We start from the raw sequence: 12,609 nt of genomic DNA, 5'->3' as shown, positions 1-12,609 counted from the left end.
TCCGAACGCGCGGCTGAGTCGCAATGCCGCTGCGGACGGCCGCTGCTAAACTTCGGCCATGTTCGCCACCTCTTCGCTGACCGGCAGCAAGCCGGAACAATACGCCCAGCTCACCGCCCAGGCCCAGGCACTGGTGCACGGCGAGCCGGATCGGATCGCCAATGCCGCCAACCTGGCTGCGCTGATCTTCAATTCGCTACCGTCGCTCAACTGGGCGGGCTTCTATTTCTACGACGGCCGCGAGCTGGTGGTGGGGCCGTTCCAGGGCTTGCCGGCCTGCGTGCGCATTCCGCTGGACAAGGGCGTGTGCGGCGCGGCCGCCAGCACCCGGCAGAGTCAGCGTATTGCCGACGTGGATGCCTTCCCCGGGCATATCGCCTGCGATTCGGCCTCGCGCTCGGAGCTGGTGATCCCGCTGGTCAAGGGCGATGTGCTGATCGGCGTGCTGGATCTGGACAGCCCGGAGCTGGATCGCTTCGACGCCGACGATCAGCGCGGCCTGGAAGCCATTGCGCAGGTCTTTGTCGGCGCGCTGACGTGACCACCGAACGGCTGCGCAACATCGGCCCGAAAAGTGCAGCGTGGCTGCGCCAGGTCGGCCTGCGCACGCAGCAGGATCTGCAGGCGGTAGGCGCGGTGGGCGCATTCGTCAAGGTGCGCCGCGCCGGCTTCAAGCCCAGTCTCAACCTGCTGTATTCGCTGGAAGGCGCGTTGACCGACTGCCATTGGCAGGACGTGCCGGAAGCGCGCCGGCATGCCTTGCTGGCCGAATACGAAGCGGCGAGCGCGCTGTTGCCGGTGCGCGGCCGCGCGGTCGCCGGGCCGGTGGAAACCGTGCACTACGCACGTGCCGATAACGACGACACACATGGCGACCTGATCGAGGCTGCCGACGACGCTGCGGACCTGGGCCAGACGCACGACGACTGAGCGCCTGTGCCGGGTGGCCGCCGCCGCATGCGTGCGTCGCCAGCGCTGCGATCGGCGAGAGCGCACCTGTTGATGCCCAGCGCGGCGTCGCTTCGATCGCCTGCTTGATGGAGTGTCGTCAACGCGCCGCTGCATCGCGCAACGTCGGTGCCAGCGATGCACCCAGCGTCTGGCCATGGCTGAGGCCGGGCAGCGGTCGGTACTCGGCGGTGAGGCCCGGTAACGCCGACAGCAGCGCTACGAGGTGTTGTGCGGCACGTGGATCTGCACGCGGCCGCCTCGGACGATCCGGTCTTGCAGGGTTCGCCGGTGCTCCGCCCTCGCCTGCCAGCAGCGTCAGACGACGCGTGGCTTGCTGTATGTCTGCCGAGGCGTCCCAGGCTTGCTCGACCACTCGCTGCGCCTGCTGCACGATAAACCCATCGCCCCACCACAGCGACGGATCGACCGCGACATAGTGCTGGAACAGCTGCGGCTGCGTCAGCACTACCTGCAGCACGAACAGCCCGCCATACGAATGGCCCCAGAGCGTCTGCCGCTGACGATCCACCGCCACGCGCGCTTCCACCTGCGGGCGAATACGTGTGGCGATCAGCTGCGTGAATGCCGCCGCACCGCCGGTCCTGCGCTGTGGATTCAGCGGATCGGTTTCCACCCGCCCGTCGTCGTAGCGCGCAGGCGTGTAGTCCAGGCTGCGCCCCACCGCATCGATGCGCAATGCGCTGTCGTCGGCGATGAACACCAGCACCGGCGCATCGCCGTGGGTGGACAGGCTGTCGAGCAGGCGCTCATCCAGTTCCATCAATGCCGCATTGCCATCCAGCAGATACACCACCGGATATCCCGCCGGCGGTGGCGCCGCTTTGGGGGTGGCAATGCGCACGCGGTAATGGCGTTGGCCATCGGCCGAATCCAGGCGCAATGCGCTGAAGACATACGAGGCACTGGGGCGATCGGCGACAGTGCTGCCGATCGTGCGGCTCAGGTCCGGCTGTGCGAAAGCCGGCACCGTGCCGACGATCCACGTCAGCACGCCGGCACAGGCAAGCCACCAGGAATCACGTCGCGTCACTGCATGTTCTCCTCGTCGTGCGCCCACGTTCGCGCGCGCTGCCGCATTGCTGTCAGAAACCGAAACTCAGGCTCGCCCAATACGCGCGACCGGGCTCGTTGTAGGTAGCTGCACCCGCTGCACCGCTGGTGTTGTTGGTGCCTTCGCGGAACAGACGGGTGTCGAACAGGTTGTCCACACCGACGCCCACGCTGACCTTGCGGGTGATGCGGTAACGCGCACTGACGCCCCACAGATCGTAGGGGTCGCGCGAGTCGGGGGCGATGGCGCCGCCGCTGGTGCTCGATTGCGTGGCCGATTCCTGTTTGCCGTAGAAGGTGCCGGTGAGCAGCAACGACAAGGCCTGGGTCGGTTGCCAATCCAGCGTGGTGTTGACCGTGTATTCCGGGATCACCGACAGCGGCTGATCGGTCGCGGTGTTCTTGTTCTCGATCATGTAGGTGACATTGGTATTCCACTTCAACACGCGGCCCTGCTCGCCCAGCAGCGGCAGGGTGAGATTGCCTTCCACCCCCTGCACGATCGCTTCCGATGCGTTGGTCCACTGGAACACCTGCCCGCGCCGGTCGACCGTGACCCCGACCGGCACCATTCCGGCGACGATCTTGTCGTCGTAGGCATTGTGGAAATACGTGAGCGAGGCATGGTGACCGGTCTGCGGCGCCCACTCGATGCCGATTTCCTTGTTGATGCTGGTCTCCGGATCGAGATCGTCGTTGCCCTGGATATAGCAGCCCGAGCCGAGATTGGGGAACAGCACCGGGCAGCCATTGCCGCGCGTGTAATACAGATAATTGGCGTTGGACTGGTACAGGTTGGGTGCCTTGAAGGCGCGCGCGATGCCGCCCTTGAGCAACCAGTCTTCGCTGAGTTTGTACTGCACGTTGAGGCTGGGGCTGAGGTTGTTGCCGAACTGGCTGTGGTGATCCAGCCGCACACCCGGGGTCAGCGTTAGCCGCTCGCTGGCGTAGATGTTGTCTTCCAGATACACCGCGCTGAGCGTGGCCTCGCTGCGCGGGCTGCGCGTGCCATTGGCAAGACCGGGAAAGCCGCCGCCGGCGCTCACCGTCTGCGACATCGAATACGCATCGCTGAGGCGGCTCTGGCGGCGCTCGAAGCCCAGCGTCAGCACCTGCTCGGCCCAGGCCTGCAGCGGCAGGTTGAACTCGCCGTCGATGTTGAGATTGTCGAGCGTGGCGGTGGAGTTGAGCAGGCTGGCGGCAATGGAGCCTTCCGGCCCGCCGGCCAGGCCTTCGTTGAGGCGGGTGTTGTCGGTGCCTTCATAGGCGGCGGTGAGGCGCGAGGTGCCGAGCGCCCAGGTGCCGCGATGGGTCAGCGAGGCGGTGCGGCGGATCATGGTGTTGGTTTCGCTGCCGAACAAGGCGCCCAGGTCGGCACCGGCCAGGCCATCGGCGCTGACCGCACGATCGCCGGCATACAGATTGCCCTGGCGGCTGACGCCGGCATCGAGTTCGATCACCTGGCCTTCGACCGGATCCCAGCGCAGCAGGCCGTTGATGTCCTTGTTGCGCACGCCCTCGCGCCCGGCCGGCGGCACCGCGGCGGCACTGCTGGCAAAGCGGCGATTGAGCTCCAGCGAATCCGGATCGGTCTTGTTGAGGTTTCCATACAGGCGGAAGGAGAACGTATCGCTCAGCGGTCCGCTGAGCTGGAAGCCGGCACGCTGGCCGCCGCCTTCGGCACTGTGCTGCGGCACCAGGCCGAACATGCTCATCGAGCCGGTCAGATCGCCGGTGGGCTTCTTGGTGATGATGTTGACCACGCCGCCGGAGGCACCGGAGCCATAACGTGCCGCCGCCGGGCCGCGCAGCACTTCGATACGCTCCACCGCTTCGGCCGGTACCCAGTTGGTGTCGCCGCGCGTATTGCGCTCGCCGCTGCGGCCCATGCGCACCGCATCGCGCGATCCCACCGGTTTGCCATCGACTAGAATCAGCGTGTTTTCCGGGCCCATGCCGCGCAGATCGATCTGGCGATTGTTGCCGTACTGGCCGGAGGCACTGTTGCCGGTGAGGTTGACGCCCGGCATGGTGCGCAGCAACTGCGACAGATCGTTGACCGGCGGACGCCGTTCGATGTCCTCGGCGGTGATGACCGATGACCCCAGGGCCTGGCGGGCGATCTGCGCGGCGGTGACGTGCACGGTGTCCAGCGACTGCGGCTCGGCCGCGGCGTCTTCGGCCGATGCGCTGCAGATGCCGCTGCCACAGCCGAGCGCAATGGCCAGCACCAGCTGACGGTGGGACAACACGGGCCGACGTGCAGACGCAGACATCCATGACCGGCGTGATGCGGACATTCTCAAACCTCTCGACAGGCGATGGACCTCTGGCGACGGCTTGAGGTGATACGTGGGGAAGCTGCGTGCAGCAGGCGCATGATGTGCTTGCCAGGCGCTGACGCAGTCAAAATTGTCCGCACATTCTACACGGATGCGATTCATTCTCAAATGGAACGAACGCGCTAGCGGAGCGGCATGCGGCACTGGCGGAACCAGAGCAGCGCTTTGTCGCAAGGCGCTGCGCACCACTGCAGACAGGTGCGCATGCCGGCTGGCTTACGCTGCCGGTTTCATGCCTGCGACGTTGATCCAGGGCGGCGAGCCGAGTGCGGCATTGCTGCTGCAAGCCATGCTGGACGCTGCCTATACCCGGTGCCGATCCCCTTGCGCGTTCTGCTTCAAGGCAAGCAGCTCGCGCATGTCATCCATGATCGCCACCGCCCCGGCGCCCTGCACATCGAAGCCGCGCAGATAGCCGTAACGCACCATCGCCAGCGGCATCCCCGCAGCGTTTGCCGCCGCCGCATCGGTGGCCGAATCGCCGACCATCAGGCACTGCTGCGGGGTGAGCCGGAACTGGCTGGCCAGGTGCAGCAGCGGCGCCGCATCGGGTTTGCGCTGCGGCAGCGAATCGCCACCGAGCACGCTGCTGAAATGCGCAGCGATGCCAAGATGCTCCAGCAGCGGCGCGATGAAGCGAGCGGGCTTGTTGGTGCACAACGCCAGCGTGGCACCGGCCTGGCGCAGGCCGGCCAATGCCTCGGCAACACCGGGATAGAGCTGCGGGTTGTGCAGCAGGCTGGCCTGGTAGTGACGCATCATCACCGGCATCTCGGTATCAGCATCGTGCGTGCCGCCGGCTTCGCGCAAGGCGGTGGCAAGCAGCACGTGCACTCCTTCGCCGATCCAGCTGCGGATCGTCGCCTCGCTGAACTGCTGCAGCCCGAGTTCCTGCAAGGTGGCATTGAGCGCTTCGGCGATATTGGGTGCGCTGTCCACCAGCGTGCCATCCAGGTCGAAGATCACCAGCGGATACGGAAACATGCGCACATTCTCGTTGGGGAGCGGCCTGCAGTGTACGAGCGACGGGATTCAGGGCGCGTCACCGTGGCGCGCCTCAGATGTTCGATGCAGGCGCCGATGCAGGTGCGCAGGCGCGCGTGGCTGCCGTCATCGCTGCACGCTGCACGCCACGCCCGCAGCAACGCGGGTACGGCACGCGCACTCACTGTGCCTGCGGCATCTCGCCGAACAACTCGCCTTGTACCGCGCCCGCTTCTGCGTCGCTGAAACCACTCAAGCCCACACCGACCAGGCGATAGCGTGTGTCGTCGGGCAACTCCACGCGCCGGGTCAGCGCCAGCGCGATCTCCGCCAATGCCTCCAGCGAGGCCGGTGGCTGATCCGGCGTGTACGAGCGGGTCAGGATGCGAAAGTTGGAAGTCTTCAACTTGAGCACCACGGTGCGCCCAATACGCTCGGTGCGCCGCGTGGCCAGCCAGGTCTTTTCGGCCAGGCGCAGGATGTGCGGATCCAGTGCCTCCAGCGCGATGTCCTCGCTGAAGGTATCTTCCGAGGACACCGACTGCACCTCCTGATCCGGCTCGACCGGGCGCTCGTCGATGCCGCGCGCGCGCCGGTACAGGCTCTGCCCGAAGCTGCCGAAATGCGCTTGCAGCTCTTCCAGGGGACGCAGCCGCAGATCGGCCACGGTGACGATCCCCAACGCCGCCAGCTTGCCATCCATCACCTTGCCCACGCCGGGAATGCGGTTGACCGGCAGCGGCAGCAGGAACGCATCCACGCGACTGGGCGCGATGACGAACTGCCCATCGGGCTTGCGCCAGTCCGAGGCGATCTTGGCCAGGAACTTGTTCGGTGCGATGCCGGCCGATGCAGTGAGCCGGGTTTCCTCGCGGATCTGGGTGCGGATCAGCTGCGCGATTTCGGTGGCCAGCTGCATGCCGGTCTTGGCCTGCGTGACGTCCAGATAGGCCTCGTCCAGGGACAGCGGCTCGACCAGATCGGTATGGCGATGAAAGATCTCGCGCACCTGCCGCGACACCGCCTTGTAGCGCGCGAAATCCGGCGGCACGAATACGGCATCCGGACACAGGCGCTCGGCACGCAGCGCCGGCATGGCCGAACGGATGCCATAGGTGCGCGCTTCGTACGAGGCTGCGCACACCACCGAGCGCGCACCGCGCCAGGCCACCACCACCGGCTTGCCACGCAGCGATGGGTCGTCACGTTGCTCCACGGACGCGTAGAACGCATCCATGTCCACGTGCACGATCTTGCGCATCAAGCTGGCATCTCTTCGAAAGCGTACCGGCAATGATAAATCAGCCGCGTCTCACGCCTTGCGCCAGGTCAGGCAGCCCGGGCGCGAACGGACGCAAGCGTCGGTAGGACCCGCCGCTGTCTCTTTTCCCCAGCGTCCTGCCCCGAGTACGCACGCCTGACCGCGCTTGGCCGGATGCCATCGCCTGCGCTCGCTATTGTCGGCACAACGCACTTGCTGCACTGCGCGCGCGGCTGAAAACAGCACGCATGCGTACGGATAAAACGTTTGATTGAACCGCGCGCCCTCATGCACCCTTGCCCGCCTCGCCTTTCGCTTCTTGCAGGAAACGTTCGTCATGACTCGTCAAAGTGCGTACTCGCGCGACCAGCTGCTGGCCAGCGCGCGCGGGGAATTGTTCGGGCCCGACAGTGCCCGCCTGCCCAACGATCCGATGCTGATGTTCGACCGCATCACCGAGATCAGCGACAGCGGCGGCGCGCACGGCAAGGGGGTGATCCGCGCCGAACTCGACGTGCGCCCGGACCTGTGGTTCTTCGGCTGCCATTTCATCGACGACCCGGTGATGCCCGGCTGCCTGGGCCTGGACGCGATGTGGCAGCTGACCGGCTTCTTCCTCACCTGGATCGGTGCCGCAGGCCGCGGCCGCGCACTGGGCTGCGGCGAGGTCAAGTTCACCGGCCAGGTGTTGCCCAGCGCCAAACTGGTCAGTTACGAAATCGATGTCAGCCGCGTGATCAACCGCAAGCTGGTGATGGCGCAGAGCGATGCACGCATGTTGGTGGACGGGCGCGAAATCTACACGGCCAACGATCTGCGCGTGGGCATGTTCACCTCAACGGAGAATTTCTGATGCGTCGTGTCGTCGTCACCGGAATGGGCATCACGTCCTGTCTGGGCAATGATCTGGACACCGTCTCCAGCGCCTTGCGCGAGAGCCGCTCGGGCATCACCGCATTGCCCGATCATGCCGAGGCCGGCCTGCGCAGCCAGGTGGGCGGCGCGGTGGCGCTGGATCTGGACAGCCTGATCGACCGCAAGCTCAAACGCTTTATGGGCGATGCCTCGGCCTACGCCTATCTGGCCATGCGCGATGCGATCGCCGATGCCGGACTGGATGCCGAGCAGGTCAGCGCCCTGCGCACCGGCCTGATTGCCGGCTCCGGTGGCGGGTCCAGCCAGTGGCAGGTTGAAACCGCCGATTTGCTGCGCAACCGCGGCGTGCGCAAGGTCGGCCCGTACATGGTGCCGCGCACGATGTGCTCGTCGGTCTCCGCCTCGTTGGCAACCGCGTTCAAGATCCGCGGCCTGAGCTATTCGCTGTCGGCGGCCTGCGCGACCTCGGCGCATTGCATTGGTGCGGCCGCCGATCTGATCCGGCATGGCGCGCAGGATGTGATGTTCGCCGGCGGCGGCGAAGAACTGCACTGGACCATGAGCGTGATGTTCGATGCGATGGGCGCGTTGTCCACCGGCTTCAACGACCGCCCGGCGGTGGCCTCGCGCCCCTACGATGCGCAGCGCGATGGCTTCGTCATCGGCAGCGGCGGTGGCATGCTGGTGCTGGAGGACTACGACCACGCCATCGCGCGCGGCGCGCACATCCATGCCGAATTGCTCGGTTATGGCGTGACCTCCGATGGCGCCGACATGGTCGCGCCCAGCGGCGAAGGTGCGGTGCGCTGCATGCACATGGCCATGCACGGCCTGACGCAGCCGATCGACTACCTCAACACCCATGGCACCTCCACGCCACTGGGCGATGTCACCGAACTGGGCGCGGTGCGCGAGGTGTTCGGCGACAACGTGCCGCCGCTGTCCTCGACCAAGGCGCTGTCCGGCCATTCGCTGGGCGCCGCCAGCGTGCACGAGGCGATCTACAGCCTGTTGATGCTGCGCGACGGCTTCATGGCCGGCTCGGCGCATATCGACGAACTCGACCCGCGCGCCGAAGGCTTCCCGATCCTGCGGCAGACCCGGGACGCCACGTTGAACACGGTGATGTCCAACAGCTTCGGCTTCGGCGGCACCAACGCGGCGCTGGTGTTCGGCCGGGTGTAGTGGCACGGCGCAAGGCGCCGCGCGGAACCGGAAATTGGGGGCGGTGGGCCGAGAGCGCGCGCTTGGCACACCCCGCTCCCGATCCTCCAATCCCGGCTCAGCCGGCCATGCCGTTATGCCGCAACAGCGCATCGATGCTCGGCGCGCGCCCACGGAATGCGCGGAAGTTGTCGGCCGCGCTGCGGCTGCCGCCACGCGACAACACTTCATGGCGAAAACGCGCGCCGATGTCGGCCACATGTTCGGGCGCTTCCTCGAAGGCGGCGTAGGCATCGGCGCTGAGCACTTCGGCCCACTTGTAGCTGTAGTAACCGGCCGCGTAACCGCCAGCGAAGATGTGGCTGAACTGGTGCGGGAAGCGATTCCATGCCGGCGGGCGGTTGACCGCCACCTCGTCGCGCACGCGCTCGATCAGCTGCAGCACGTTGTCCTGGGTCGGGTCGAAGCTGCTGTGCAGCTGCATGTCGAACAACGCGAATTCCAGCTGGCGCACGGTGAACATGCCGCTCTGGAAATTACGCGCGGCCAGCAGCCGATCGAACAGGTTGCGCGGCAGCGGCTCGCCGGTCTGCACGTGCGCGGTCATCGCCTGCACGCGCTCCCATTCCCAGCAGAAGTTCTCCATGAACTGGCTGGGCAGTTCCACCGCGTCCCATTCCACGCCGTTGATGCCGGCCACGCCCAATTCGCCGATGCGCGTGAGCAACTGATGCAGGCCGTGGCCCATTTCATGGAACAGCGTGGTGACTTCGCCATGCCGGAACGTGGCCGGGGCATCGCCACTGCCGCGGCCGAAGTTGCACACCAGATACACCAGCGGCGTCTGCACGCCATTGGCGGTGTCGCGGCGGTTGCGGCAATCGTCCATCCACGCGCCGCCCCGCTTGCCTTCGCGCGCGTACAGGTCCAGATAGAACTGGCCGACCAGCGCGCCCTGCGCATCTTCCAGGCGATAGAAGCGCACGTCCTCATGCCAGACCGGCGCACGATCGAGCTTGACGGTCAGGCCATACAGGCTGTGGATCACATCGAACAGGCCGGCCAGCACCTTCGGCTCGGTGAAGTACTGCTTCACCTCCTGCTCGGAGAAGCTGTAGCGCGCCTGCTTGAGTTTTTCGCTGGCGTAGGCCAGATCCCAGGCCTGCAGTTCGTCCAGGCCCAGCGCATCGCGTGCAAAGGTTTCGAGTTCGGCGCGATCGCGTTGCGCATACGGCTTGGCGCGCACCGCCAGATCGCGCAGGAAGCCCATCACTTCGTCCGGGCTTTGCGCCATCTTGGTGGCGACCGAATACTCCGCGTAACTGGCAAACCCGAGCAGCTGCGCCAGCTCGGCGCGCAGGGCCAGAATACGATCGATATTGGCGCTGTTGTCCAGCGCCGCATCGCCGAACTCGGAAGCGCGCTCGGCGTTGGCGCGATACAGCCGCGCGCGCAGTTCGCGATTGTCCGCATCGGTCTGCACCGGCAGGTAGCACGGCATCTGCAAGGTGAGCTTCCAGCCCGGCACGCCGTCCTTTTCGGCGGCGGCGCGTGCCGCGGCGACCACTTCAGCGGGCAGGCCGGACAGCTCGCTTTCGTCTTCGCTTACGTACGACCATGCATCGGTGGCATCGAGCACGTTCTGCGAAAACTTGGCGGCCAGCGCGGACAGTTCTTCCTGGACCTGCGCAAACCGGGCCTTGGACGCGTCATCCAGCTCGGCACCGCCGAGGCGGAAATCGCGCAGCGCGTTTTCCAGCACCTTGCGCCGCGCGGCGTCGTAGTGCGCCGCTTCCGGCGCGTCGGCCAGCGCCTTGTACTGCGCGTACAGCGCCAGGTTCTGCGCCAGCGCACTGCCGAAGCGGCTGAGCTTGGGCAGGTTGCTGTTGTAGGCCTCGCGCAGCTCCGGCGTGTTGACCACCGCCTGCAGATGGCCGACCTGGCCCCAGGCGCGCCACAGCCGCTCGGTGGCATCGTCCAGCGGCACCACGAAGCTGTCCCAGCTGACCGGGCTGACCTGCTCGGCCGCCTTCACTGCGGCCTCGGCGTCGGCCAGCAGTTGATCGATCGCCGGGCCCACGTGCTCGGGGCGGATCGCATCGAAGGACGGCAGTCCGGACAGGTCGAGCAGCGGGTTGGTCATGGGGCGCTCCGGCAGTGGACTGGATCAGGAATCAGGATGAGGCGCTGGCAGAGGTTGCGATACGCAACGGTTTTGCCAGCGGCGCGCAGGATATGGCGGTCATTCCAGCGCTGCACAAGGCAGCGCCGGCAAGTCGCCGCCGTTGACGGCGATGGCAATGGCCGCATCGCTGTCGGTGACGTCGATGTCGCGCGCCGCGTACCAGGCCGGGTCGTAGTAGCTGTGCGCGTAGCGCTCGCCGGCATCGCACAGGATGGTGACGATGGAGCCGCTGCGGCCGGCCTGGCGCATGCGCTGGGCGGCCTGCAGCACGCCGACGAAGTTGGTGCCGGTGGAACCACCGACGCGGCGGCCGAGCGTGGCGCTGACATGGCGCATCGCCGCCAGGCTCAGGGCGTCGGGAACCTTGATCATCATGTCCACGCAGCTGGCGATGAAGCTGGACTCCACCCGCGGGCGGCCGATGCCTTCGATGCGCGAGCCGCCGGTGATGGCCAGCTCCTTGGGGCAGTGCCCGTCCACCGCGCGGCAATAACCGTCGAAGAACACCGACACTTCCGGGTCGGCGCACAGGATGCGGGTGGCATGGCGCCGATAGCGCACATAGCGGCCCAGCGTGGCGCTGGTACCGCCGGTGCCGGGGCTGCAGACGATCCAGTCGGGAATCGGATGCGGCTCCTCGGCCAGCTGCTTGAAGATCGATTCGGCGATGTTGTTGTTGGCGCGCCAGTCGGTGGCGCGCTCGGCGTAGGTGAACTGGTCCATGAAATGGCCGCCGGTCTCGCGTGCGAGCTGGTGCGAGGCACTGTCCAGATCGCAGGCACGCTCGACCAGGTGGCAGCGGCCGCCCTGGAACTGGATCGCGGCGATCTTTTCCGGCGAGGTCGACGCCGGCATCACCGCGATGAAGGGCACACCCAGCAGCCGCGCGAAATAGGCCTCGGAAATGGCGGTCGAGCCACTGGACGCCTCGATCACCGGCCGCCCCGCACGCAGCCAGCCGTTGGTCAGCGCATACAAAAACAGCGAGCGCGCCAGCCGGTGCTTGAGGCTGCCGGTCGGGTGGCTGGACTCGTCCTTGAAATACAGGTCGATGCCCGGAAAGCCCGGCAGGTCCATCGGAATCAGATGGGTGTCGGCCGAACGGTTGAAATCGGCCTCGATCTTCTGGATGGCGGCGGCCACCCACTGGCGCTGCGACATGGCAGGACTGTGCGGCGAAGGAAGCGCCAATTCTACCGCTGCCTGGCGCGCGGCCACGGCGGGCGGGTCATCGGGCGGACAGCTGGGCGCCGGTGCTATGCTGGCCGCACCTGTCCGCCGCCCTGACTGCCCGTGCTGCGTTGCCTGCTCCGCCTGCTGCTGTGCCTGTGCCTGGTTGCCAATACGGCCACCGGCGCCTGGGCGTCGGTGGGCATGGCGCTGCCGGCCATGGCCTCGGCCGGGACGGCGTCGGCCGCAGCGATGGCGCACGCGGCGATGCCGGCCGCGTTGCCGTGCCATGAGGACACGCAGCCACCCGTTGCGGCGCATACCCCGGACCAGCCCAGGCACGCGCACGCGGCCGATTGCTGCAAGCTGGGCAGCTGCGATTGCCTGCAGCACTGCAGCCTCGCCCTGCTGACCCTGCCTGCGGTGCCCGCCGGCCTGCCTGGCCGCCCCACCCTGCCTGCCACCCTGGCCGAAGGACGCGGCAGCCCGGTGCCCGAGCAACCGGTTCGACCTCCCATCGCCTGAGCGCCGACGGCCTTGGCCGTCCTCGGTCCCGCGCGCGTGTTGCGTGGGTTTCCCAGCGATGCATGCGCCCGCCTTCGTGG

The 12,609-nt window shown here is 66.9% G+C and carries 11 protein-coding genes; 5 read left to right on the top strand and 6 right to left on the bottom strand.

Annotated elements, in window-relative coordinates; translation table 11 throughout:
- Positions 1 to 58: 58 nt before the first annotated feature.
- Together EO139_RS12405 and EO139_RS12400 are read left to right on the top strand one after the other, a co-directional pair.
- Entirely contained in the window at positions 59 to 541 is a 483-nt protein-coding gene (locus tag EO139_RS12405; protein WP_126947103.1) for a GAF domain-containing protein, read from the top strand.
- A complete protein-coding gene (locus EO139_RS12400) occupies positions 538 to 930 on the top strand; it encodes a TfoX/Sxy family protein (RefSeq protein WP_104583274.1) in 393 nt (130 codons plus the stop codon). Before EO139_RS12405 ends, EO139_RS12400 begins: the two co-directional genes overlap by 4 nt.
- Positions 931 to 1,048: 118 nt before the next feature.
- On the opposite strand, the gene EO139_RS12395 is transcribed toward EO139_RS12400, so the two are convergent.
- The 4 genes from EO139_RS12395 to dinB all read right to left on the bottom strand — a co-directional run bounded on the left by EO139_RS12395 (position 1,049) and on the right by dinB (position 6,609).
- Positions 1,049 to 1,963 carry an alpha/beta hydrolase-fold protein gene (locus tag EO139_RS12395; protein WP_126970947.1) on the bottom strand — a complete coding sequence of 305 codons (915 nt, stop codon included), beginning with the start codon at positions 1,961 to 1,963 and terminating at the stop codon, positions 1,049 to 1,051.
- A gap of 91 nt (positions 1,964 to 2,054) precedes the next feature.
- The gene (locus tag EO139_RS12390) at positions 2,055 to 4,298 is read right to left on the bottom strand and encodes a TonB-dependent siderophore receptor (RefSeq protein WP_126970875.1); all 2,244 of its coding nucleotides are present in this window, start codon (positions 4,296 to 4,298) and stop codon (positions 2,055 to 2,057) included.
- 369 nt (positions 4,299 to 4,667) lie between these two features.
- Positions 4,668 to 5,348, bottom strand: coding sequence for a phosphoglycolate phosphatase (locus EO139_RS12385; protein WP_104649375.1), 681 nt, complete (start codon positions 5,346 to 5,348; stop codon positions 4,668 to 4,670).
- Positions 5,349 to 5,529: 181 nt separating this feature from the next.
- Complete coding sequence (dinB, locus tag EO139_RS12380) at positions 5,530 to 6,609, bottom strand: DNA polymerase IV (protein ID WP_104583272.1); 1,080 nt, start codon at positions 6,607 to 6,609, stop codon at positions 5,530 to 5,532.
- A gap of 337 nt (positions 6,610 to 6,946) precedes the next feature.
- Between dinB and fabA the strand changes: the two genes are divergently transcribed.
- Complete coding sequence (gene fabA / locus EO139_RS12370) at positions 6,947 to 7,462, top strand: 3-hydroxyacyl-[acyl-carrier-protein] dehydratase FabA (RefSeq protein ID WP_104649437.1); 516 nt, start codon at positions 6,947 to 6,949, stop codon at positions 7,460 to 7,462.
- A complete protein-coding gene (gene fabB / locus EO139_RS12365) occupies positions 7,462 to 8,670 on the top strand; it encodes a beta-ketoacyl-ACP synthase I (protein WP_119128306.1) in 1,209 nt (402 codons plus the stop codon). Before fabA ends, fabB begins: the two co-directional genes overlap by 1 nt.
- 97 nt (positions 8,671 to 8,767) lie before the next feature.
- Here fabB and EO139_RS12360 read toward each other — a convergent pair whose 3' ends face one another.
- Both EO139_RS12360 and EO139_RS12355 read right to left on the bottom strand, forming a co-directional pair.
- Positions 8,768 to 10,792 carry a M3 family metallopeptidase gene (locus EO139_RS12360; protein ID WP_126970871.1) on the bottom strand — a complete coding sequence of 675 codons (2,025 nt, stop codon included), beginning with the start codon at positions 10,790 to 10,792 and terminating at the stop codon, positions 8,768 to 8,770.
- Positions 10,793 to 10,891: 99 nt separating this feature from the next.
- Positions 10,892 to 11,995: a PLP-dependent cysteine synthase family protein gene (locus EO139_RS12355; protein ID WP_126970869.1), complete on the bottom strand. Its 1,104-nt coding sequence runs from the start codon at positions 11,993 to 11,995 to the stop codon at positions 10,892 to 10,894.
- Positions 11,996 to 12,127: 132 nt separating this feature from the next.
- Here EO139_RS12355 and EO139_RS12350 point away from each other — a divergent pair, with 132 nt between their 5' ends.
- A complete protein-coding gene (locus tag EO139_RS12350) occupies positions 12,128 to 12,529 on the top strand; it encodes a CopL family metal-binding regulatory protein (RefSeq protein ID WP_126970868.1) in 402 nt (133 codons plus the stop codon).
- The last annotated feature ends 80 nt before the right edge of the window (positions 12,530 to 12,609 follow it).

It is taken from the genome of Xanthomonas sp. BRIP62411, from assembly GCF_003993525.1.
GTDB lineage: Bacteria > Pseudomonadota > Gammaproteobacteria > Xanthomonadales > Xanthomonadaceae > Xanthomonas > Xanthomonas euroxanthea.
The sequence above is the reverse complement of the archived record's forward strand: the minus strand, read 5'-3'. Positions and strand labels throughout refer to the sequence as shown.